Genomic DNA, 23,536 nt, shown 5'->3' with positions numbered 1-23,536 from the left:
CTTTGTGTCTATAACTAGATAAAACTAATATCTTATTGATATGTTTTCTTTGTCGTCGTGTTCATTGTGCTCATGATGTTGTTGGGGAAATTCTGCTTTTTGATGGTCTTTTTTTTCTTGGATACTCTCGGTAAGGGCATTTCCGAATTTGTAAATTCCTGTACCGACTGCGGTGACTCCAACTGAATAAACTGTAGTCTCAATAACGGGCTTAATAAAAAATCCAAAACGTGACATCATTTTTTTCATCCTTTTAATAAAATAAAAACTGCAACGTATGTTTTAAAATTATACATTGCAGTTCTATGATACACTATTTTTGCCCTATGAGATCATTTTTGGATAATAAATGATAATTATGCAAGTTCAGCTTATCTGTTTATTATTTTGGAGAAGCGCTATTATCCTTTTCGCTGGTTTGTTCTTCTACAACTTCCTCGATTCGAGGAGTTGTGGCCTCACTACCACCAAACATACTTTGTCTTGTTCTACCTGGTGACGAAGTCTGAGGTTTTCTAGCAAAAACATTTAATGGCTCAGGTCCCATCGTTTCGTTAATACCAGCAACAAAAGCAAAAATAAGACCAGTTAGCGTCGCGTTTATTGGAACCCTTTTTAAAGACATATTTCCAAAGGATTTTAAAGCGGCTTTTGGATCGCTTGTGAAGCAATAAAATAATTCTTGACATAATTTAACGGTGCTCACATTGTGCAAGCGACCATTGTCTACTCTAAATTGTACTAAGCCATATTCTCTAAGTGAATTAATGGGATGAGTAACCATAGCAGCTGCCATACCACTGAGCATACCAGAAGCAAAATGAGCAGCTCTTTTGTCTTGAATCGGTAAACCACTTGCAATTCGCTCTTCGAGAATACATAAAGCACCGAAATTAAAAATGGCAGAAGCGTATTTAAGTTCAGCGCCTCCTGTCATCAACTTAGTAATATTATAAGGCGTTTTCCAAACGAAATCTTTAGGAAGAAGCCCTGGTACTTTTTGCAAGCTCCCTAAAGTATCTGGTCCATTGGTTACAACAACCTCGCCTAAAGCCATAGTCAAAACATATGGGTAGCTTACGGCAGCGTATTTTCTACCATCTTCTCTGCTGGCTTCATGGATTCCTTCTTCGGTTGATTTGCTGCCGCCTTTGGCTCCAGAAACATAGATAGATCGGCCTAAGGAAGTCGCAGCTCCAGCTTTACCACCGGAATACAAAATACCCATGATGTTAGAAAGTCCAGCGGAGTTTGGGGGAAGAAAAGTTCCGTTTTTGACTAAACTCAGGGACATTGTTTTAACTGGGCTTTGGACAGCAACGATACAAGTGCTGGTGGTGGCTGCAACAGTTAGGAAGTTTGCGCCATTCCAAATTTGTTGGGTGATCGCATCCATTGATGGCATATAAGCCGACACATTACTATATATCCTTCTAACTGCTTGTACCGTCGGCGATGTGGGTGGTTGTACCCCATATTTCATATGGTGTTTCGCCACTTCAAAAGGCATTACCAGCCCAGGAATGGCATAAGTCATTTGTTGTTTAACAACTTCCCAGGTTGCACTGTAAATACTGGGATAGGCCCATACAGGTGCTGGCGGCTTATGTCCTGGCTTTGGTTGCATAGATAAACTTTGTTTCACCACCTCAAATGGACTCCATGCTGCATTATAGAATGTTTGAATATTCCAAATGGGTGTTGTTGGGGCTTTTCTTGTTTGTTGTGTTTGAAGTCTTTGCTTCATGACATCAATTGGAAACATTAATGCGGAAAGATTGGTTAGACTTTGTAAATTCCATATTGGAGTAGGAGTACTCTTTCCAGATTGCTGCATTTGCATCCGGTGTTTCATTAAGTCCATAGGAGCTACCAACCATGAAGCATTGGATACATCGGGCATATTCCAAAAAGATGAAGTGCTAGAAGTTCCAGATTTTGGTGTTTGAGTTTCTTTTTTAGTCTGCATAATTAATTCTTATAAAGTTTGTTGAAAGAATGGAATTAATTATAAAGATCAAAAATTAACTTAACCTTAAGAAATATGAATAAACAGAATAAAAAAAATTCTCAGGGGATAAAATGTAGGCAGGAATTATTCAATATGGTCAAACCTCCAGTTTTTTCTTAAAAATTTTGTTATTTCAATAACCTATTAAAATTTTTAAAATTTTTAAAATTCAAAAATCAAACTTTGTTCTGGAGGATAGTATATATGTTGAATAAAGTGAGCTAATAATAATCAGAAATTATTTTATCCAATCAGTAAGAATTTCTATAACTTTTTGTGCTTGTTCCACACTGGAGATATTAAATTTAGACTTTTGCCAGTATTGATTGTTTCTTTTTTGATAACGTCTGATAGAAAATTTAACAGGTCCATAGTCGTTTTGTGCATTATCCCATTCCTGATACTTGAACATAATTGTCGTCCAGGCTCCTTTACTTAAAACCTTTTTATCTAATTCTTTTACTGTATCAGTCCCATTTTCACTGAATGCAACTGTAATTTCATCTATACTAGCAGTCATTTTGAGCCCTTACTCTTTCAATTGTTCAAGAAAAGCAATAACCATATTTAATTGACGATATGCCATTGCGCTAAAATTTTGAGAGTTTATCTTATTTTATAAACTTACTATAGTATTGAACTGTGTTTTACCTAAAAATAACCCAACGTTGGTCCAGGAAGATTTCACGGACATTCTTTATTGGATGGATTGTAGTTTGCCATTAACAAAAGTCATGGATACGGAGGGTTGATATTGACCCGGTTGATAAATCCAGATCACAGGTTTTTCAGCAGTGGGTACAATTTCATTAATAAAGGTATTATTCACCGTGGAAGGAGAACCACAGGCACTATATACCTTTTGTACTGAATCTCCGGGTTGAATATTTGACCCTTGACACACAGAAACGGCATTACTGCCAGAGCCATTTAATTTTATGGAATGAACTTTTTGATTGACTACATTTACTTCGAGGGATACACCGCCATTCCCAGTAGGTATATTCCATACGCCATAAAAGGCGGTACTTGTTCCGAGATTATTGTAAATGAGCTGTTGCATGGGAATTTTTTGTTGCAGGGGTTGATTTGACTCTTGTTGGCTTATAGGTTGCCCACATGCGGCAATGACTTCATCTGGCGTCATTCCCAAGTTAATATAGGCATGGTTTTGAGGGCAATAATAAGATTGGGTATCAGCGAAAAGACTAAAAGATAAAAGGAGCAAACCAGAACCAAGACTACTGAGGAACGTCAATTTCATAATTTAATCCTGATAACCTTCTGCTTAAATAAATTATAGTCGCTTTTATAAGATTCTCCAGGGCAGGCTTGCGTTAACAAATAAGGTGATAATTTTTAATAAGACCATGATAATGAAAGGAGAAAAATCAAAGCCTGAGATATCAGGAACTATTCTACGGCCTAATTTTAGAAGCGGCTCAGTAAGTAATCGTAAGAAATCAGCCAATGGTCCATACCAATTTGGATTAACAAAACTCATGACCACGCGGATCAATATGGCAAAAAACAAGATATCGCAGGGTTGGATGATTAGGTCCGCGATAATATAAAGAATTATGAAGGCAATGGGAATGATTCCATGAAAAGCAAGCAGACTAATACAAATAATTTTTAATAGTTCAACAAGAACCAGGGTAATGAATGCTGGAATATCATATTGGAACTTCGGTTGATAAGATTGTTTGGTAATCAATTGAATTGGATTCACTATTGGATCGGTAATTTTATGAACAAGCTGGCTTACAGAATGCAGCGAGCTGACCCGTAAATACCGTAGCGCAATGCGAAGCCACAAGCTTAAAATAACCAGTGAAAAAATTAAAGAAACAATAAAAAGTGCTACTGCATTAATACCCGACATTTTTCACCTATCCTCGCATCCAAATCTAAATATTTCCAATTATATCTCTTTGCTTTATTTTTGTCGCTCACCAAATAATCCACGACCAATTCGGACAATCGTCGCCCCCGCTTTAATTGCAGGTATTAAATCATCACTCATACCCATGGAGAGTGTATCCATTTTAAGCCCAAGTTCCAAATTCACTGAATTCATGAGTTGTTTAAGCTGATTAAAAAGCTGATATTGAGACTCTATTCCTCGTATGGGCGGGGGAATAGTCATGAGTCCTCTTAATCTTAAATTGGGGAGTTGGCTCACTGCTGCGGCTAATTTAGATGCCTGGTGTGGCGGAATACCTGATTTCGTTTCCTCCTCAACCAGATTAATTTGCAAACAGATATTGAGTGGAGTCATCTCATATGATCGATGTTCACTCAATTTTTGAGCGATTTTAAAGCGGTTTACACTGTGAACCCAGCTAAATTCGCTCGCAATCCCTTTGGTTTTGTTACTTTGAATTGGGCCGATAAAATGCCATTGAATGGGAAGATCCCTTAAAGCATTGATTTTCTGATGTGCTTCCTGGAAGTAGCTTTCCCCGAAATCAGTGACGCCTAAATGAAATAATTGAGTGATGGATTCGACACTTTGTTGTTTACTGACAGCGAGCAATAGAGTACTGCCAGGTTTTCTATTACATTCCAATTCAGTCTGTAAGATTAATTGCTTTATGTCATTTAAATTTTGATAAAGATTCATAGATTAAAAACAAGATATGGAAAACTTCAACAATATCAAAAGAAACAATGTTTGCCGAGCTTTACTTAGTGAGCTAATCTAATAGCATTATATTTTAAAAATTGGGTATCTGTGTCCATTGCCAGGTTACAGAGTATTGCCCAATCCTATTGAATATTAAGGATGAGTGTAGCAATGGATATCGCAGAACTATTGGCCTTTTCAGTAAAAAATAAGTCATCGGACTTACACCTATCTGCAGGTTTGCCTCCAATGATTCGTGTCGATGGTGATTTACGGAAAATTAATTTACCTGCCTTGGAACATAAAGAAGTGATAAAAACCATTTATGATGTAATGAATGACAGGCAAAGAAAAGAATTTGAAGAGTTTTTGGAGACAGATTTTTCATTTGAAATACCTAATCTTGCTCGCTTCAGGGTCAATGTATTTAATCAGGCAAGAGGGGCTGCTGCAGTTTTTCGTACCATTCCTTCTGAAATTTTGAGTATGAGTGATTTGGGATTGCCTGCTATTTTTGAAGAAATGGCCAGTTATCCTAAAGGATTGGTACTGATAACCGGACCAACAGGTTCCGGAAAAAGTACCACTTTGGCAGCTGTCATCGATTACATCAACTCCAATCGTTATGATCACATTTTAACTGTAGAAGATCCGATAGAATTCGTACACCAGAGTAAAAAATGCCTGTTGAATCAGAGGGAGGTTCATCGAGACACATTAAGCTTTAATGCGGCTTTACGTTCTGCGTTGCGCGAAGACCCCGATGTGATTTTAGTAGGGGAGTTACGGGATTTGGAAACAATTCGTTTGGCTATGACTGCCGCAGAAACAGGACATTTAGTATTTGGCACTTTGCATACAAATTCAGCTACTAAAACAATTAACCGGATTATTGACGTATTTCCCGCTGAGGAAAAATCGATGATTCGTTCTATGTTGTCTGAGTCATTACAAGCAGTTGTAGCCCAAACTTTATTGAAAAAAAACGGCGGAGGCCGTGTGGCTGCATTGGAAATTATGATTTGCACAGGAGCGATACGCAATTTAATTCGTGAAGATAAAGTGGCACAAATGTATTCTTCAATTCAAACAGGACAAGGTAAAGGAATGCAAACGTTGGATCAGCATTTAACCGAATTAGTGAAAAAAAATCTGATTACCTCTTATGTAGCCCGCGAAGTGGCCATAGATAAATCGATATTCTAGGCAGCTCTCCATTTAGGAGAGCTCCAAAACTAGTTGCTAGGCTCTTTTCTGTAATTCAATTAATTGAGGAATGCCTATTTCGGCAAGAGCGAGCATGTTGTTTAATTCATCACGGTTAAAATGTTTGTCTTCAGCAGTTCCCTGAATTTCAATGAAATGTCCTGCTTCATTCATGACGACATTCATATCTGTTTCGGCAAGAACGTCTTCCGCATAATCCAAATCAAGAACGGCTTGTCCACGATAAAGACCAACAGAAATCGCTGCGATATAGTTAAAGGCTGGCATCTTACGAATTTTCTCTCGCTCAACCATCCAAGTGATTGCATCTTTTAAGGCAACACAAGCACCAGTAATGGCTGCTGTTCTGGTTCCGCCATCCGCTTGAATGACATCACAGTCTAAAGTAATTGTATTTTCGCCTAAGAATTTTAAATCAACACAAGCTCTTAGAGAGCGGCCAATAAGACGTTGAATTTCCATCGTTCTGCCGCCTTGCTTGCCTTTGCTTGCTTCACGTTCAGTACGGCTATGTGTTGCGCGAGGTAGCATACCATACTCAGCAGTAATCCAACCTTGATTTTTTCCTTTTATAAAACGGGGAACTCCGTCTGTTACTGAGGCATTACATAAAACTTTAGTTTGTCCAAATTCAACGAGGACAGAACCCTCTGCATGCTTTGTATAATTTCTTGTTATTTGAACAGAACGTAATTGATTGGCTTCGCGGTTACTGGGGCGCATTAGAAAATCCTCGCTAAAAAATAGAAATTATAACGCGTTACTGGTAGAGATGCATCCAAAAGTGTAGGTGAGAAGCTAATTTACATTAGAATAATGGTTTGTGAACCTGTAGAGATTCAGACCTGCTTAATATTAAGTGAAGTAAAATTACTGAATAACATCAAAGGTAGCCACTCTTCCTCTTGGTTCCGGGTAGTAATTGGTGAAAAGCATGGACTGAAAAAAGAATTTAGTGTATAATTTGTGGCCATATTTCCAAATTTTAAGGTAGCTACAATGAAGTCAAGGTTAGAAGAATTTTTGCCGAGAGTTGAAGATATTCCTACTACTAAAAAAGACAGCCACCGTGCTGACTGGTTTATAGCTCATGCAAAATTGGGATTTTTTGCGACCCAAGAAACTGCAAAATTAGCAAGTTCAAATCGAGATCTCTATATTCAAAATTATAAAAAAAATGCGCGCATGGATTGGATCCAAAATCACATCAAAGTAATCGATGAACTGAATGAATCACGAGCTCAACTCCCAGATACACCGCTTCAAGACTCTCAGTTAGACGGGGTATTAGGTTTTAGATAATAGAACTTAGGACAGCCTATGGCAACGAGGCTGTCCCCTGATTGCCTATTACCATAGTCATATAATAAAGATTTAGAGAATGCGTTCCCATCGACCACTATTGGGTATTTTGTAAAAACAGCACAACAATCCTCAATGGCCACTCATTCCTGTTTTTCAAAAACGATGCAAATAATTCATGCAGGTCAAGGTTTAATGGAAGGTAGTTAAAAGTGTAATTCGCGAGATCTGCGGGTCATATCTTCAGTACGCTTATGGATATGTCTGAAAAAGAGTACTTTTATTAAATCGGGACAATAAGAAACAACTCATTTCTCACTGAGTATGAAGATGTAGGTATTCTGGGAAACGATTTAATACGAGATTGCTAATTCAGAAGGCTAATCTCTGTCCAATTTCTTGAAATTGGGGTATATTCGCCGCAAGGTTTAATCATTGGTGTTGATATGCTTCAAAGTATGACTGCTTTTTCACGAGTTCAGAAACAAGTTGAAGAAGGACATTTTTGTTGGGAAATTAAATCAGTGAATCATCGATATTTGGATGTTTCATTTCGTTTACCTGAATCATTCCGGTTTATAGAGCCTCAACTGCGCCTTTTGTTGCGAGACAAAATTAATCGCGGAAAACTGGAATGTCAGCTGAAATATCAAGACACAAGTTCTGATAATCAGTCTATGCTTATTAATATAGGCATGGTTAATGCATTAGTAAATTTGAGTGAGAAGCTATCCGCATCCCACCATTTGCCCAATGACTTAGGTGTTAGCCGCATTTTATCCTGGCCTGGTGTCATGCAGGCAAGCATGCCTGATGTGGAGATATTAGGAGAACATGCACTGCATTTATTTAATGAGGCGATTGAACAGTTAAGCCAAATGCGTGTTAATGAAGGATCTGCCTTAACAAAACACATTGAGGGACGATTAAGTGATTTAAGCCAACAAATCACAAAGGCACGATCAATAGTATTAAAACAATCAGAACAAATTAAAGACAAGCTAATGACTCGACTTCACGCTGTTAAAATTGAGGTTCCGGAGTCACGCGTAGAGCAAGAAATTGCTTTGATATTGACTCGGATGGATGTTAATGAGGAACTAGATAGATTAGAAACTCATGTTCATGAGGTGAGTCGGACGTTAAATTGCGATAAAATAGCAGGAAGACGCTTGGATTTTTTGATGCAAGAATTAAATAGGGAGGCGAATACGCTAAGCTCTAAATCTGACTCTGTTGAACTAACCCAGAGTGCTGTGGAAATGAAAGTTTTAATTGAGCAAATGCGTGAGCAAATTCAAAATATTGAGTGAGTATTATTGTGGGTGATTATACAGGTAATTTATTCATTGTTGCAGCACCTTCTGGGGGAGGCAAAACAAGTTTAGTAAAAAAAATAGTTGAAACTCTGGAAGACATTGAAGTATCCGTGTCGCATACTACACGAAAAATGAGACCTGGAGAATTGCATGGAGTGGACTACTATTTTATCAATGAGGAAGAATTTCTCAATATGGTTAATGATTGCTCTTTTTTGGAGCATGCTCGAGTTTTTAATCATCTATACGGTACGTCGATAGAGCAAATTACAAAACGTTTGCAGAATGGCATCGATGTGGTCTTGGATATAGATTGGCAAGGAGCAGAGCAAATAAGACGTTCTTTTCCAGAGGCGGTGAGTATTTTTATTGTACCCCCCTCATTGGACGTTTTAAAACAACGGCTATTAAACCGAAAGCAAGACAAAGATGAAGTAATTAGCGATCGGATGAAAAAGGCCCAGGATGAGTTAAGCCATTATTCAGAGTTTGATTATTTAATCGTTAATGATAATTTTGAAAAAGCGGCGATAGAATTAGGAGCGATTGTGATTGCAAACCGCTTACGTATTGAGCGGCAATCAAATAAACAAGCGAAATTGCTTTCTTTCTTGTTGTCATCGCAGTAAAATGTAAGGTTTTGCTATGCTATTGGAGAATAAAATATGGCGCGAGTTACAGTTGAAGATTGTTTAAAAAACGTTGCAAATCGATTTGAACTGGTTATGGTAGCGACAAAAAGGGCACGCCAAATCGCTGTAAGAGGCGATCAGCCCATGGTTGAATGGGAGAATGACAAGCCCACAGTAGTTGCCTTGCGTGAAATAGCAGAAGGATTAATTACGCCAGAAATTCTGGATAAAGAATAATTTTTAGAAAGAACTGTTTATAATTCTATATATAAGCTCCAATGCAAAAAAGCATATTGAAATTGTAAACAGTTCTTAGGAAAAGTTTACCTGTAGCATGGGTGAAGCGCAGCAGAACTCAGGTTTTTGAGTGACAAAATTTCCCGGATTTCTTTACACTTCACCCAGCAAAAGGACAGTGATATATTCGGGTATACCGTAATATCGGGTGAGTTATGGTTATGGGGTGTGGTCATGTTAGATACTAGGGAGTACTGCGTGAGCTACTTTAAGGAGCTCGATGAAGAGCTGAAATGCTATCTTGAGCAGTCGCAAATAGAAAAATGTTACCAGGCCTATTTGGTTGCTGAAAACGCACATTTAGGGCAGATGCGCCGTTCTGGCGAGCCTTATATTACCCATCCTGTTGCAGCAGCCCTGATTCTTGCTCGAATGCGTCTTGACTACCAAACCATTATGGCAACCTTACTCCATGACGTAGTTGAGGATACCTCAGTAAGCAAAGAAGATCTAACGCGTCAATTTGGTGAAGAAATAACCTCTCTGGTGGACGGAGTCACCAAACTGACTAAAATTAAATTTGAATCAAAAGCAGAAGCCCAGGCAGAAAATTTTCGTAAAATGGTCTTGGCTATGGTGAAAGATATTCGTGTCATCATCGTAAAGCTTGCTGATCGTTTACACAATATGAAAACTTTGGGCTCTATGCCTTATGCAAAACGTCGACGTATCGCGGTCGAAACTTTGGAAATATATGCCCCCATAGCAAACCGGTTAGGAATGCACTCCATTTATGTAGGTCTTGAAGATCTGGGATTTCAAGCTTTGTATCCCATGCGTTATAAAGCCATTAAATCCGCTGTAGAAAAATCTCGCGGCAATCGACGGGAATTGACGCAAACTATTGAACGGGATTTGCAATTAGCCTTAGCGCAATTGAATATCCCTTATGAACAAGTATTTGGCAGACAGAAGCATTTATACAGTATTTATAAAAAAATGCGTCAGAAAAAAGCTTCATTTACCGAGATTACGGATGTTTTTGCTTTTCGTGTCATTACTGAAGATATTGATTCATGTTATCGCATTTTAGGCGCACTCCATTGCACTTATAAACCGGTTCCGCAACGGTTTAAAGATTATATTGGCATACCAAAGGCGAATGGTTACCAATCCTTGCACACCACCTTATTTGGCCCTTTTGGGGTTCCTCTTGAAGTGCAAATTCGAACTCGTGATATGGATAAAGTGGCTGATAATGGTGTTGCTGCACACTGGATTTATAAATCTTCAGGCCTTGAAGTCAATGAAGCACAGTTACGTGCCAGGGAGTGGGTGCAAAGTTTATTGGAAATGCAGCGTAGTACAGGAAATTCATTGGAATTTATTGAAAACGTTAAAATCGATTTATTTCCAGATGAAGTCTATGTGTTTACCCCTAAGGGACACATTATGGAATTGCCAAAAGGGGCAACCCCTGTGGATTTTGCCTATTCAGTCCATTCGGGCGTGGGTAACACTTGTGTCGCGGCTAAAGTAAACCGTAAACTGGTTCCTTTAAGTATTCCTTTATCTAACGGGCAAACTGTAGAGATTATTACCGCCCAAGGGGCCCATCCAAACCCTGCCTGGTTAAATTTTGTAGTGACTGGAAAAGCACGATCAAATATACGTCATTTCCTGAAAAGCCAACAAAATTCTGAATCAATCAGTTTAGGTAAACGATTGTTGGAGCAATCACTAAATGAATTATCGAGCGACTATGCCAAAATACCACCAGAATCCATTCAGGCACTTTTAAGCGACTTACATTTTAAAGCCATGGATGATTTACTTTATGCCATAGGTATAGGAAATCAAATGGCAATGGTAATCGCTAAAAGACTGGTCGTATCACAAGATTTAAATGAACTGGATAAAGGCATTAAAACACGCCCATTAGCAATTAAAGGAACAGAAGGAATGGTTGTGCATTTTGGTGAATGCTGTCAACCCATCCCTGGTGATAATATTGTTGGAAAATTCCAGCAAGGTAGAGGAATTATCGTTCATAGCAGTGATTGTTCCACTTTAAAAACATCCCGAAGTAATCCTGAACAATTTGTGGCCTTACGTTGGGATGAAAAAGTGGAGGGTGAGTATTGGGTCGATATTACAGTGGATGTTATTAACGAGCGGGGTGTATTGGCTGCACTGGCAACAGCGATTGCTGAATCAGGCTCAAACATAGGTAATATCAATGTCGATCCCAGAGATGGACGTCACAATGCAGTGACATTTTCAATTAGCGTTATTGATAGGACCCATTTAGCTCGTGTCATGCGTCGATTACGAGCGAATAAAGTGGTCATGCGTCTGTATCGAAAAAAACAAGGGGATAATTAATGCAACCAATTAATACCAAATTGGCTCCAGAGGCTATTGGAACCTATTCTCAAGCCATTCAATGCGGCAATACTGTTTATCTATCAGGGCAAATACCACTGGATCCAGCCACCATGCAAATATGCAGTGACGATATAAAATTGCAGATTACCCAGGTTTTGGAGAACTTATCAGCAGTTTGTGAGGCAGCTGGCGGTAGTTTGGCACACATTGCAAAGTTAAATGTTTATCTCACCGATTTACGTCATTTTCCCTTAATTAATGAAGCAATGAGTCGTTATTTTGCTTCACCTTATCCAGCAAGGGCTGCGATTGGTGTTTCCGAGTTACCTCGTGGTGCTCAGGTAGAAATGGATGGTATAATGGTTTTGTCTTCAAAGTAATTTAAAAACGGCGGCCTGGGCCATACAAAAGCAGTATCCCCGGGGAACCCATGACATAATAGGGTTTCAGTACTGCTTCCCCCAGGTTAATTGTTCACAGTTAGAGTTAGTGTATGAGTATTATTTCCCTCCATGGCGTCTCTCTTAATATTGCAGGAAATCAGTTACTGGATAATGCTGATTGGCAAATCCATTCCCAGGATCGAATAGCCTTAGTGGGACGAAATGGCGCAGGTAAGTCCACTTTACTTAAACTCTTGATGGGAAATATCCTTCCTGACAGTGGTCAATTCAATAAGCTATCAGGGCTGCGTGTTGCAGGCCTGACTCAAGATGTTCCTGTTAGCGAGGGAGAATCTGTTTATCATTTTCTTGTAAAAAGCCTTGGTCAGGTAGGAGAGGTTTTATCCCGTTTTCATGAATTATCCCAATCCGGTGATTTGGAAAAATTAGCAGCTTGCCAACAACAAATGGATAATTTACATGCTTGGGATAAATTGCCGGAAATTGAATCCATGGCGAGTCGTTTAGGGATTGCTACCCATGAGCGCATGAATAATTTATCCGGTGGCATGAAAAGACGGGTATTGCTCGGAGCTGCACTGGTAGCAAGTCCAGACTTATTACTCCTGGACGAACCGACAAACCATTTAGATATTGACGCAATAGAGTGGTTGGAAGCTTATCTCAAAAACTTCAAGGGCGCTGTACTTTTAGTAACCCATGATAGAGAATTTTTAGCCCAGGTTTCCAATAAAATTGTTGAAATAGATAGGGGAAAACTGTACCAGCACGAGTGTAGTTATGAAACTTATCTGGACAGAAGGGAATCCATACGGCTGAGTGAACAGAGACAGAATGATTTGTTTGATAAAAAATTAGCTGAAGAAGAGGCTTGGATACGTACAGGAATCAAAGCCCGTCGGACTCGGAATGAGGGTCGTGTTCGGGCACTTAAGGCTTTGCGTGAAGAGTATAAGGCACGCCGAAATCAACTGGGCAAGGTTAAATCATTTACTCTTGATGTAAGCCGCTCCGGTTCTTTAGTAATTGAAGCAAAAAATATTGATTATCAGTTGGAAAATAAATCGATCCTGCGTGATTTTTCACTCTTGGTCACAAGGGGTGACAAACTGGGAATCATTGGGCCGAATGGATGTGGTAAAACGACTCTGGTACGCCTGTTGCTAGGAGAGTTGCAGCCTGATTCAGGGCAGATAAAACTTGGTACTTCTTTGAGTGTTGCTTATTTTGATCAATTGCGCCGTCATTTGCTTGAAGATCAAACGGTCATGTTTAATGTAGGGGATGGTGCAGATTATGTCACCATCAATGGAAAGCAAAAACATGTCGCCAGTTATCTGCGGGAGTTTTTATTCTCCCCTGACCGTTTTAATGTGCCCGTATCAGTGCTTTCAGGTGGAGAAAAAAACAGATTATTACTTGCTAAACTTTTTGCCAAACCCGTTAATCTTTTAGTAATGGATGAGCCTACTAATGATTTGGATATTGAAACTTTGGAACTCCTTGAAGGGATGCTCGCTGAATACCCAGGAACCCTGATATTAATCAGCCACGACAGAGCTTTTATCAATCAAGTTGTGACCAGTGTTCTTGTCTATGAAGAACCAGGCGAGTTTCATGAGTATGTAGGAGGTTATGATGAATATAAAATGCAAAAGAAACAACAACAGCGTGAGCAGGTAGCGAAAGTACCCATTGTAAAGCGAACGGTGACAGCCAATAAGCTAAGTTTTAATGAGCAAAGGGAATTGGCTCAATTACCCCAGAAAATTGAGCAATTGGAAGAAAAAATTGGACAATTGCAATTACAAATGGCCGAGCCACAATTTTATCAACAAGATGCACAAATGATCACGAAAATAAATCAAGGTCTTGCTGAAGACGAGGCTTTGTTAGCGCAACTGTACACACGATGGGAAGCATTGGAAGACATTGAAAAAAGGAACAAGTAAATGTTACTGACACTGGCTTTGGTTGTTCTTGTTAGTTCTATTGTTGTTTTCTTTTCTGAAGAATTTATCAAAGCCTTTAAAAAACTTTTTGCCATTAAAGGAGTCAAACTGTTTCTGCCTCTGTTTGCAGCTTCATGGATTATTTACAATTTCAGTTTTTGGTTTCTATGGGCAATTTTTTACACACGGGAAATTTTACATGATGTGTTAAATTTTTTAATAAGTATCCTGCCTTTTCAAAAAGGGGCAGAATCGGTGACGTTAGTGTTCATGTTGACTTTTCTTTCTGTTGTCCCAACCTTACTTTTAGATGTCTGGTTACGAAGAAAAAACTTTAGAGGGTATCAGCATCCTTATGCACTTAGCAGCTTAATTTTTATACTGTCTGTTTTTCTTTTAGTAATTCTATAATCAATGTAAAGAAATGTAATTATTTTGTAAAGAAAAAATCATTTTCTTAATAAAACCTTAAGTTTTGACTCATATACTCCTCGCCATAAGTTCGGATTAAATAAAAAAAAAGGAGAATAAAGTGTACCAAAATCATCACCATCATAATCACCATACTGGTCATAATCCCCATGTTCACGTATCCACCCCAAGTCCTTACGTGCAAGTAGGCTCCAGACCCTATTATGGGAATACTTACGGGACTACTTACACGACTTACGGACATAATCATCATCACAGTCGAAGAGGTTTCTTTGCGGTCGGATTTCTCGTTCTTCTTCCAGTTTTATTGCTTATTCTTCTTTCCACGACTACAGTCGGGGTTACTACCGCTACCGTAACTTCGGCTGGGGCCGCTGGAGCAAGTGCTGCAGGAGCAATCGGCTTTGGTATTTCCACTCTTGGAATTGGTGCTCTCCTGATGTATGGTGCTGTCGGTTTAGCATATTTGTACTCAGGTGCTAAAGAATGCTACAAAGGTGAAAAAAATGTGCTCGATATGCTTAAGTCACGCATTGTCAATGAAAATCAAGAGGGATTGAGTTTCAAAGGCGTTATAAAATCAATGGGTGCCATAATCTGGTCTCCGTTTTTACTTATAGGTGGATTAGCAGGTGTGGGTGCTAAAGTCATAGTGAATGCTTGTTGTGGTTCGAAAAAACCATGCTGTCAAAGTGAAAGTCACCTTCAGATGTCAATGGTAGAGTCTTACTCTAAACTGGGTACTCCTCAATCTACGAGAGATCATAAACCATCAGCCCCACCAATGCATACTAAAGGAATTTTTAGACAACCTACAGAGGCTAGTGACAGTGGCTATCTTTTAGATTCTCAAAACAGTTTTAATAGTGAATATCCTCACCTAAGTGCACTCATGTCTGGACAACGGCAATAAAATAAAGGAAAAAGGTTTTGAGTTCGAATCAGTCGAACTCAAAACCAAATTAAATTGCTAATGCCAAACAACCCCAACTCCTGGCTAACCGAATCAATTGCCCGCGCATGTTGCGGAAATCCCCACTGAAAACCAGTACAACATAAATTATTTACTCTTAATCTGGAATGGAATATATCATCGATAAATTACCCATGTTTTCATGCTTTAGGATGATGAATCTTATTATTCCATGTATAATAACGGCAATTTATTTTCAGGTTGCTCCATGAATAAGCAAGATTTTTACTTTGATTTACCTCAAGAATTGATTGCCCAGTATCCTTTGCCGCATCGAAGCGATTCACGTCTATTAGTTTATAATCGACAAAACGAGGGTTATGGCCATTATCAATTTAGAGAAATCGCAGATTTTTTAAATCCTGGCGATTTGTTGGTCATGAATAATTCCAAAGTGATTCCTGCAAGGCTATATGGGCATAAAACTACAGGTGGGAAAGTAGAACTATTAGTCGAGCGCATCACAAGTGAATATACTTTTTTAGCACACATAAGGGCCAGTAAAGCACTAAAGCCAGGCTCTATCATTCAATTAGAGCAACATAAAGAAATCGAAATTTTAGAGCGACAAGATGACTTGTTCGTATGTAAGGCCGATATACAAGTTTTAGAATTATTAAATGGAATTGGACATATCCCTTTACCTCCATACATTAATAGAAATGATGAAAATCTGGATCATGATCGTTATCAAACAGTATATGCAAAATACGAAGGCTCCGTTGCAGCACCTACAGCTGGATTGCACTTTGATGAAGCTGTATTAAAAAGTATCCAGGCAAGAGGTGTTTCCGTAGCTTATCTCACTTTGCATGTGGGTGCTGGAACGTTTAGACCGGTACGTTGTGACGACATTAAAGATCATAAAATGCATCGCGAACACTTTACTATAAGCCCCGAATTATGTACCGCTGTACAGGCGGCTAAGGCTTCAGGAAATCGCGTTATCGCCATTGGAACAACCGCTTTGCGCAGCCTTGAAAGTGCAGCCCAGGATGGCGTGCTGACAGCATGTAGCAGGGATACGGATATTTTTATTTATCCTGGATATGAGTTTAAAATTTGTGATGGTCTGATGACTAATTTTCACTTGCCTGAATCTACATTGCTCATGCTGGTTTCCGCTTTTATTGGACATAAGCAAGCTATGGCGCTTTATCAAGAAGCAATTGAAAAAAAATATCGATTTTTTAGTTACGGTGACACCAGTTTATTGCTGTAGAAAAGGAGCTCTTGAATGTTGACTGCAGTACACAATTTTATACCGGTTTTAACTTCAGAGGCAGGTTTGTGCCTGACAAAGGAAAATTGGCAAGAAGCAAAAGTTACCGCAACTTCCTATTCTATGGAACAGCTGTTGTATAAGCCAGGTCGTGAAGTACTCGAGAATATCGTTGCTTTAACTGAATATCTCGCTTGTCCTGGAGAACTGATAATTAATGCAATGTCTCTGGTAAGCAATAAAGAAAAACGATATGTCCTTAAGTCGCCCTTTGATGGATCAAAAAGTACTTTCACGGTAGAAGAGTTAGTCCATCTTATCCATCATTTAAATCCCAAGGCCGTTTTATTACCTCCAAACATCACCCGCGATTTTCCTCGGATTTGGGACAATTGGAATGAAAACATTGAACCCTTTATCCATGTAGCTGACGTAGAAAAAAGTGGCATTCCTAAACATCATGGCGTTTATTTTAATATTTTAAAGGAAGTGGATTGGGAACAATTAGATCGATGGTCCCATCTCAACCGTTATGTTGTAGGAAATTTTGATCCCCAGCAAATTCTAGATTTTCAAAATAACGGTATTTCTCTTATTGAGACCGATGCGCCCTCACAAGAAGCGATGCTGGGGAGAGTATACAGTCGTGAAGGAACCCTGGATCTCACGGAACCAAAAACCGAAATGCAATTTGCAACCATAGACGCAGAGTGTGTTTGTCCTACTTGTTCTCAACAATTGACGCGAGCCTATTTGCATCATCTTTTCGCGCATACCCCGTTATTATGTCAGCGTTTTTTAATTCAGCATAATGTATTTTATACGCAGAGTTTCATGACATTGGGTGAAATCAAAGAAATAAGAACCTTAAAGAGTATTTGACAGTAATACATAGACCATATAGGATTACTGACAATCTGATGGCGCGGGGTGTCGTGATACACGGCTGAGAAATACCCGTAGAACTTGATCTGGATCATACCAGCGTAAGAACGCCTAAATCTGCATTCAAAAAGTCTTAGACTCTCTTTATTGAGTTTAAGGAGTCGTGTTGATTTATTGAATCTTTGAATGCTGAAATGAATCCTGTCTGGTCTTATTCTCGATATCTTAGCCATCCTTTTATTACTTCATGTTAAGGAGCTAAGGTATGAGCACATTATCAACAAGAACGACTTTATTACTCAATTGGTATGCAAATCCATACCATACACCCATCTTTGTTGCCCAATCATTAGGTTATTTTCAGCAAGAAGGAATTAAGCTAGCCATTCTTGAACCTACTGATCCCAGTGATGTAACTGAAATTGTTGGAATGGGACATGTAGATTTTGGTGTTAAAGCCATGATCCATACACTGGCTGCGCGTGCAAAAGGCTATCCAGTAACCTCCATTGGCACCTTGCTGGATGAACCACCTACAGGTCTAATCGCGCTTAAATCCAGTGGTATCCACTCATTTCAAGATATAGTAGGCAAACGGGTAGGGTACATTGGTGAGTTTGGTAAAATCATCATTGATAATTTGGCACAATTAGCAGGTATTAATCCTACGAGTTATGAAACAGTTCGTATTGGAATGAATGTGACTGATGCGATTTGCCGGGACCTCATTGACACTGGAATTGGATTTATCAATTTTCAAAAAGTGGAATTGGAGCATTTACGGGGTGATACTGTATTTCTGCGTTTGGATCAACTCGCGGGTTTAGGTTGCTGCTGTTTTTGTTCAATCCAATTTATCGTACCAGAACGCATGTTAAAAAATCCTGAAATGATACAAGCTTTTCTTAAAGCCACACAACGTGGTGCTGCTTTTACTACCGAAAATCCAGACGAAGCATATGAACTTTTATGTCGCGCCAAACCACAATTGCGCACACCCATGTACCATACAATATTCATCCGCAGCTTACCATTTTTCTCACGTACTCTTTTCAATGTGGAACGTGATTGGGCTAAAGTAGGTCAGTTTGGAAAGCATTTAGGGATTATTGATGATTCTTTTGCCGTAGCATCATGTTATACCAATGAGTTTTTGCCAAAGGTACCTCATTCTGATTTGGAACCCATTGCCTGTTGTTTGGGTAATTAGTCCCCCTGGTAGGTTTGGTTTTAGCCCACATTAAATCAAACAATATGAAATTTAATTTAGAAAATTTTTTTATTGGCCTTGGTCCAACCTACTGGACTAATTGAGTATTGAAAATGAAAAAAGCTGCTGTAGTTGGTGCTGGAATAATGGGAAGTTTGTTGTCTATGCGCTTGCATCATGAAGGGTGGCAGGTGACATTATTCGAAGCGGAAAGCTCTTTTAATAACTGCAGTCATGCAGCCGCTGGTCTTTTGGCGCCCATGTCGGAGCTTGATAAAGCGGACAAAGTGATATCGCTTTTGGGAACTAAATCGGTGGATGTTTTGTGGCCATCTATTTTGAATCAAATCTCCGAACCAATATATTTTCACCAAAAAGGATGTCTTGTGGTGCACCATCCCCATGATAAAGCAGAATGGAGACATTTTAGTTCCAGGATTATCAAGCAGTTAAATACTTCCTGCTATCAATTGTTGGCTCAAGAGGAACTGGGAAATTTAGAACCTGAATTGAAACAATTCGATAAGGCTTATTATTTCCCAAAAGAAGCTCAGATTGATAGTCAGGCCTTTTTGCTTTCCCTGAAAAAATACCTCATACAAAAAGGTATTATTTGGCGGGAAAATACCTTGGTTACGTCAATTTATCCCGGAAAAATTAAAGCAGCTAAGGAGACTTTCATTTTTGATTTTGTTTTTGATTGCAGGGGTTTGGGAGCCAAAGAGTTTTTTCCCCAGTTACGCGGGTTACGTGGTGAACTTATTTGGTTACATGCACCAGATGTCCACTTACAACGTCCCATTAGACTATTGCATCCAAGATACCATATTTATATTGCACCTCGTCCTGATTCCAATTATCTCATCGGCGCGAGTGAATTAGAAACAGAGGACATCAGTTCCATTTCAGTACGTACTACGCTTGAATTATTAACGGCTGCTTATTATGTGCATCGTGGGTTTGCTGAGGCACGTATGTTAAAAACCATTACGCATACTCGTCCTACTTTAGCGCATCATCAACCCCGTATTAAATTTACTCAGAAATTGATAGCAGTAAATGGCCTATATCGTCATGGATTTCTCATTGCTCCCGCCTTAGCAGAAGAAGTTCTTCGCGGAATGATAAGCAATCATAAAGATCTTGAATATCCTGAACTTTGGGAGGCATATGTATGATAATTTTTATTAATGAACAACCAGTAAAGATGGATTCTGCTTGTACGCTCAAAGAGCTGCTCGAAAAAAGGGAGTACATTGGGGCGCATGTAGCGATTGCGATTAATAACCAGTTCATTCCGAAATCGAATTTTTCCCACACCATCTTGTGTGAAGGGGATCGAATCGATCTGATTGTGCCGATGCAAGGAGGATAGTTTGTGTGGTATTTGGCAGATAAAAGTTTAACCAGCCGTTTGCTTTTGGGAACAGCTGGATACCCATCCCTGGAGATAATGACGAAAGCCATTCAATCCTCAAAAACAAACATCATTACCGTATCTTTAAAACGTCAAATGCCCCATGAGCCAGGAGATCATTTATTCTGGCAAACCATGCAATCTTTAAACTGTCATTTACTTCCGAATACTGCAGGTTGCCGGGATGCGCAAAGTGCAGTGACAACTGCTGAAATGGCGCGAGAACTTTTTCAAACTTCATGGATTAAATTGGAAGTTATCGGCGATGATTTTAGTCTGCAACCTGATCCGTTTGAATTATTGCGTGCGGCAAAAGAATTGGTAAAGCGGGGATTTGAAGTTTTCCCCTATTGCACAGATGATTTGGTTTTATGCCAACGTTTGGTAGACAGCGGTTGCCGGATTTTAATGCCTTGGGCGGCTCCTATAGGTTCTGGAAGGGGATTACTTAATCCTTATGCCTTGGAGACGTTGCGTCAGCGGTTGTCCAATGTGACCTTAATTGTAGATGCTGGAATTGGCGCACCTTCCCATGCCGCACGAATTTTAGAATTAGGTTTTGATGCGGTACTGCTCAATAGTGCCGTAGCTTCTGCTAATCATCCAGTCATGATGGCCGAAGCATTCGCTCATGCAGTCAGCGCTGGACGAAGTGCATTTGAAGCTGGTCTTATGCCTGTGCGAAATACAGCACAGTCTTGTACTCCGCTAATTGATACACCTTTTTGGCACCAGGACAGTGGTTTATGAACAATGTTTGGACCAATACTGTCAATGAAACAGACAAAAAAATTTTTGCCGGTTTAGGCTTAACGTTACTCTGGGAACGATTTGATGCTATAGAGCAACAACCTGCTGCAATGAAGTTAAGTGATAAAATTTCTGGGGATGATTTGCAGATTTTAAACCATTATTCAGGTCCTGTTGTATTGGATTTTAACTTATCCAGTCAAGAGAAGGAGAAAATAGGGGGAAACCTGAAGCAGGGATTTTCTTTTGCAGATATTTTGGTCTTAGATACTTCAGAAGCTGGGTTGATTTTACATCGAACAATTCTATCACATTACGCCATGCAAGAAGCTGCACAAGAACTAATACATCTCGGTGTCCAAAGTGTTCTTATTTTAGAAACATATGCGCAGGGATCGAATTGGATATATTCTTATTGGACAAATGGAACTACTTCTTTTTGGTTAAACCAAAAATGGTTTTCCAATTCCAAATACTCCAATTTTCGTTCTCTTCTTCCATCAGCAATCACAGCAACATTAGCTCTTGGGTATTTGCTTCAAGATGCGCTTATTGTTGCAGCGATGTATACATCTCAAACAACTAGAAATTTTGAAAAATACGCGTGTTTTCCTGAGGATGAATTGGATTTGCCTTATCTTTCAGAGAAGCCCTTGTATGATGAGCCTCAAACTTTTAAACGGTGTCATCGATTGGGTCTTTATCCTGTCGTAGATAGCTTTGAGTGGATTGAAATGCTATTAAAGCTTGGCGTTAAAACCCTTCAATTACGCAAAAAAGAAAATTCCAAATATTTACAAGATGAAATTAAACAGAGTATCGCTTTAGCTAAAAAATATCATGCCACGTTATTTATTAATGATTATTGGGAACTTGCTTTAGATTTAAAAGCAGAGGCAGTGCATCTTGGCCAATCCGATTTGGACACCGCAGATGTTGAAGCAATGAGAAAACAGGGTTTGCTGCTTGGGGTGAGTACACATTGTTACTCTGAAGTGGCAAGAACCCATACTTTAGGTCCTTCCTATATTGCCATCGGGCCTATTTTTCCGACAACAAGTAAAAAAATGCCGTTTAGTGCGCAAGGTATTGAATCATTAAAACGTTGGAGGCGTACACTAAATTACCCTTTGGTAGCAATTGGTGGCATTAATTTAGAACGCATGCCTGAGGTCGTTGCGACAGGTGTCCAGGGGGTTGCGATGATTTCTGCCATCACCCAGGCAATCGATCCTGCCTTGGCCACTCTAAATCTTTTAAATTTTATCAAAAAGTGATTTAAATATGACGGATACCTTTGAATTAAGTCGTTATACTCAGCAAATCAAACTTGCAGAAATTGGTGTAGCAGGGCAAGAAAAATTATTCCAGGCACGGGTGTTGTGTGTGGGAGCTGGCGGCATTAGCGCAACACTTCTTCCTTACCTTGCTGGAGCAGGGATAGGAACAATTGGCATTATCGATGATGATTCCATTGAAGAAAGTAATCTGCATCGGCAAATTCTCTATCAAGAAAAGGACATCAAAAAGTCAAAAGCAACTCTTGCAAAACTCAAATTACAAGCTCTGAACTCAACAATTAAGATAACCGCTCATGAGTGCCGTTTAACCGCTGAGAATGCACAAGAGATTATTCGCCAATATGATCTGGTGGCAGATTGTTCTGATAATTTCTATACCCGTTATTTAGCTCATGAAATATGCTATCGCTTGGATAAGCCTTATTTTTATGCAAGCGCTTACCAGTTTAAAGGACATTGTGCATTATTTTATGGAAAACAAAATCCTTGTTTACAATGCATATTTCCCGTGATTCCCCCTACCGTTGCTAATTGCCAGAATGGAGCGGTTCTAGGTACTCTTCCTGGATTATTGGGCATTATTCAAGCAACCGAAATAATCAAATGGATTACCCATGCGGGGATTTCTCTGCTGAACCGTTTACTTTGTATTGATTTGATTCCTCTGGAAATGAAGCAGGTTCATTTATTTAAAAATGAAGAATGTCAATTTTGCATCCACGGTAATCCCATTGAGGATAAACTCCTTAAGCGGTTTCATGAAACGCCTGAAATGCACTTTCATACTGTAACCTCTAAAGATTTTTTCATCTTTCTAGAAGAAAATCCCAAAACATTATTGTTGGATGTCAGAACAGTTGCTGAGCATCATCAAATAAATTTGGGTGGTAAATTAATTCCCCTGGATGAATTACCCGATCGTTTAAATGAATTGGACTCTTCCCGCCCACATTTGATTTATTGTCAATCAGGACAAAGAAGTAAACAGGCATATATGATTTTAAAAAAAGCTGGGTTTTGCTCTTTGTACCACTTGGATCATGGGATACAGTCCTTTGAGGTTACTCCAACATGAATGGAGCATTTCCTTGAAAAGGGTACAGACTATTCACCGGATGAAACCCATGAGGGTTTTTTTGTTGTAAGGTAACATTTAATCCGCAAATAAAAATTGGAGTTCAAAATTAAAGCGAATAATAGGGAAACTGTTTTAATTTACGCTTTGATTCATTTACCTTAAGAGCA

25 protein-coding genes and 1 riboswitch are annotated in these 23,536 nt (G+C 39.1%); of the genes, 18 read left to right on the top strand and 7 right to left on the bottom strand.

Annotation, left to right across the window (positions count from 1 at the left end):
* Window positions 1–24: 24 nt before the first annotated feature.
* The 6 genes from BU07_RS0115880 to BU07_RS0115855 form a co-directional block, all read right to left on the bottom strand.
* The gene (locus BU07_RS0115880) at window positions 25–240 is read right to left on the bottom strand and encodes a hypothetical protein (RefSeq protein WP_031567774.1); all 216 of its coding nucleotides are present in this window, start codon (window positions 238–240) and stop codon (window positions 25–27) included.
* A gap of 142 nt (window positions 241–382) precedes the next feature.
* Window positions 383–1,969, bottom strand: a complete 1,587-nt coding sequence (locus tag BU07_RS0115875; RefSeq protein WP_031567772.1) for a hypothetical protein — start codon at window positions 1,967–1,969, stop codon at window positions 383–385.
* 280 nt (window positions 1,970–2,249) lie between these two features.
* Complete coding sequence (locus tag BU07_RS0115870; protein ID WP_031567771.1) at window positions 2,250–2,531, bottom strand: hypothetical protein; 282 nt, start codon at window positions 2,529–2,531, stop codon at window positions 2,250–2,252.
* Between the two features lie 177 nt (window positions 2,532–2,708).
* Window positions 2,709–3,275, bottom strand: coding sequence for a DUF2845 domain-containing protein (locus BU07_RS0115865; protein WP_031567768.1), 567 nt, complete (start codon window positions 3,273–3,275; stop codon window positions 2,709–2,711).
* Window positions 3,276–3,320: 45 nt separating this feature from the next.
* Complete coding sequence (locus tag BU07_RS0115860; protein WP_031567766.1) at window positions 3,321–3,896, bottom strand: YggT family protein; 576 nt, start codon at window positions 3,894–3,896, stop codon at window positions 3,321–3,323.
* A 54-nt stretch (window positions 3,897–3,950) separates the two neighbouring features.
* A complete protein-coding gene (locus tag BU07_RS0115855; RefSeq protein ID WP_031567765.1) occupies window positions 3,951–4,637 on the bottom strand; it encodes a YggS family pyridoxal phosphate-dependent enzyme in 687 nt (228 codons plus the stop codon).
* A 174-nt stretch (window positions 4,638–4,811) separates the two neighbouring features.
* On the opposite strand from BU07_RS0115855, the gene BU07_RS0115850 reads away from it, so the two are divergent.
* Window positions 4,812–5,846, top strand: coding sequence for a type IV pilus twitching motility protein PilT (locus BU07_RS0115850; RefSeq protein WP_031567763.1), 1,035 nt, complete (start codon window positions 4,812–4,814; stop codon window positions 5,844–5,846).
* Between the two features lie 36 nt (window positions 5,847–5,882).
* Here BU07_RS0115850 and rph read toward each other — a convergent pair whose 3' ends face one another.
* Entirely contained in the window at window positions 5,883–6,590 is a 708-nt protein-coding gene (rph, locus tag BU07_RS0115845; protein WP_031567761.1) for a ribonuclease PH, read from the bottom strand.
* 276 nt (window positions 6,591–6,866) lie between these two features.
* Between rph and BU07_RS0115840 the strand changes: the two genes are divergently transcribed.
* From BU07_RS0115840 to BU07_RS0115760, 17 genes are all read left to right on the top strand, one after another.
* Entirely contained in the window at window positions 6,867–7,169 is a 303-nt protein-coding gene (locus BU07_RS0115840; protein ID WP_031567760.1) for a hypothetical protein, read from the top strand.
* A 446-nt stretch (window positions 7,170–7,615) separates the two neighbouring features.
* Window positions 7,616–8,482 carry a YicC/YloC family endoribonuclease gene (locus BU07_RS0115835; protein ID WP_031567758.1) on the top strand — a complete coding sequence of 289 codons (867 nt, stop codon included), beginning with the start codon at window positions 7,616–7,618 and terminating at the stop codon, window positions 8,480–8,482.
* A gap of 5 nt (window positions 8,483–8,487) precedes the next feature.
* On the top strand, window positions 8,488–9,117 hold the full coding sequence (gene gmk, locus BU07_RS0115830; protein ID WP_031567757.1) for a guanylate kinase: 630 nt from the start codon (window positions 8,488–8,490) through the stop codon (window positions 9,115–9,117).
* A 36-nt stretch (window positions 9,118–9,153) separates the two neighbouring features.
* Entirely contained in the window at window positions 9,154–9,357 is a 204-nt protein-coding gene (rpoZ, locus tag BU07_RS0115825; protein WP_010653170.1) for a DNA-directed RNA polymerase subunit omega, read from the top strand.
* Between the two features lie 258 nt (window positions 9,358–9,615).
* Window positions 9,616–11,742 (top strand): bifunctional GTP diphosphokinase/guanosine-3',5'-bis pyrophosphate 3'-pyrophosphohydrolase, encoded by a 2,127-nt coding sequence (gene spoT / locus BU07_RS0115820; RefSeq protein WP_031567754.1) that lies wholly within the window; start codon window positions 9,616–9,618, stop codon window positions 11,740–11,742.
* Window positions 11,742–12,125 carry a RidA family protein gene (locus BU07_RS0115815; RefSeq protein ID WP_031567753.1) on the top strand — a complete coding sequence of 128 codons (384 nt, stop codon included), beginning with the start codon at window positions 11,742–11,744 and terminating at the stop codon, window positions 12,123–12,125. The genes spoT and BU07_RS0115815 overlap by 1 nt, the downstream gene beginning before the upstream one ends.
* A gap of 113 nt (window positions 12,126–12,238) precedes the next feature.
* On the top strand, window positions 12,239–14,101 hold the full coding sequence (locus BU07_RS0115810; protein WP_031567750.1) for an ATP-binding cassette domain-containing protein: 1,863 nt from the start codon (window positions 12,239–12,241) through the stop codon (window positions 14,099–14,101).
* Window positions 14,102–14,512 carry a hypothetical protein gene (locus BU07_RS0115805; RefSeq protein WP_031567748.1) on the top strand — a complete coding sequence of 137 codons (411 nt, stop codon included), beginning with the start codon at window positions 14,102–14,104 and terminating at the stop codon, window positions 14,510–14,512.
* Between the two features lie 121 nt (window positions 14,513–14,633).
* Entirely contained in the window at window positions 14,634–15,446 is an 813-nt protein-coding gene (locus tag BU07_RS0115800; protein ID WP_051635629.1) for a hypothetical protein, read from the top strand.
* 268 nt (window positions 15,447–15,714) lie between these two features.
* Window positions 15,715–16,728: a tRNA preQ1(34) S-adenosylmethionine ribosyltransferase-isomerase QueA gene (gene queA / locus BU07_RS0115795; RefSeq protein ID WP_031567744.1), complete on the top strand. Its 1,014-nt coding sequence runs from the start codon at window positions 15,715–15,717 to the stop codon at window positions 16,726–16,728.
* Window positions 16,729–16,743: 15 nt separating this feature from the next.
* A complete protein-coding gene (locus tag BU07_RS0115790) occupies window positions 16,744–17,610 on the top strand; it encodes a tRNA-guanine transglycosylase (protein ID WP_051635628.1) in 867 nt (288 codons plus the stop codon).
* A gap of 34 nt (window positions 17,611–17,644) precedes the next feature.
* Window positions 17,645–17,738, top strand: a riboswitch (TPP riboswitch).
* A gap of 140 nt (window positions 17,739–17,878) precedes the next feature.
* Window positions 17,879–18,823, top strand: a complete 945-nt coding sequence (locus BU07_RS0115785; RefSeq protein ID WP_031567739.1) for an ABC transporter substrate-binding protein — start codon at window positions 17,879–17,881, stop codon at window positions 18,821–18,823.
* Between the two features lie 113 nt (window positions 18,824–18,936).
* Window positions 18,937–20,001 (top strand): FAD-dependent oxidoreductase, encoded by a 1,065-nt coding sequence (locus tag BU07_RS0115780; protein ID WP_031567737.1) that lies wholly within the window; start codon window positions 18,937–18,939, stop codon window positions 19,999–20,001.
* Window positions 19,998–20,198 carry a sulfur carrier protein ThiS gene (gene thiS, locus BU07_RS0115775; protein ID WP_031567735.1) on the top strand — a complete coding sequence of 67 codons (201 nt, stop codon included), beginning with the start codon at window positions 19,998–20,000 and terminating at the stop codon, window positions 20,196–20,198. The genes BU07_RS0115780 and thiS overlap by 4 nt, the downstream gene beginning before the upstream one ends.
* 3 nt (window positions 20,199–20,201) lie before the next feature.
* Window positions 20,202–20,990 carry a thiazole synthase gene (locus tag BU07_RS0115770; RefSeq protein WP_031567733.1) on the top strand — a complete coding sequence of 263 codons (789 nt, stop codon included), beginning with the start codon at window positions 20,202–20,204 and terminating at the stop codon, window positions 20,988–20,990.
* Window positions 20,987–22,267, top strand: a complete 1,281-nt coding sequence (thiE, locus tag BU07_RS0115765) for a thiamine phosphate synthase (protein ID WP_031567731.1) — start codon at window positions 20,987–20,989, stop codon at window positions 22,265–22,267. Before BU07_RS0115770 ends, thiE begins: the two co-directional genes overlap by 4 nt.
* A 7-nt stretch (window positions 22,268–22,274) precedes the next feature.
* Window positions 22,275–23,366, top strand: a complete 1,092-nt coding sequence (locus BU07_RS0115760) for a HesA/MoeB/ThiF family protein (protein WP_031567729.1) — start codon at window positions 22,275–22,277, stop codon at window positions 23,364–23,366.
* Window positions 23,367–23,536 lie beyond the last annotated feature (170 nt).

The sequence above is a fragment of the Legionella wadsworthii DSM 21896 = ATCC 33877 genome, from assembly GCF_000701265.1.
GTDB classification, from domain to species: Bacteria; Pseudomonadota; Gammaproteobacteria; order Legionellales; family Legionellaceae; genus Legionella; species Legionella wadsworthii.
Note: the sequence above shows the minus strand (reverse complement) of the source record. Positions and strands in the feature narration are given on the sequence as shown.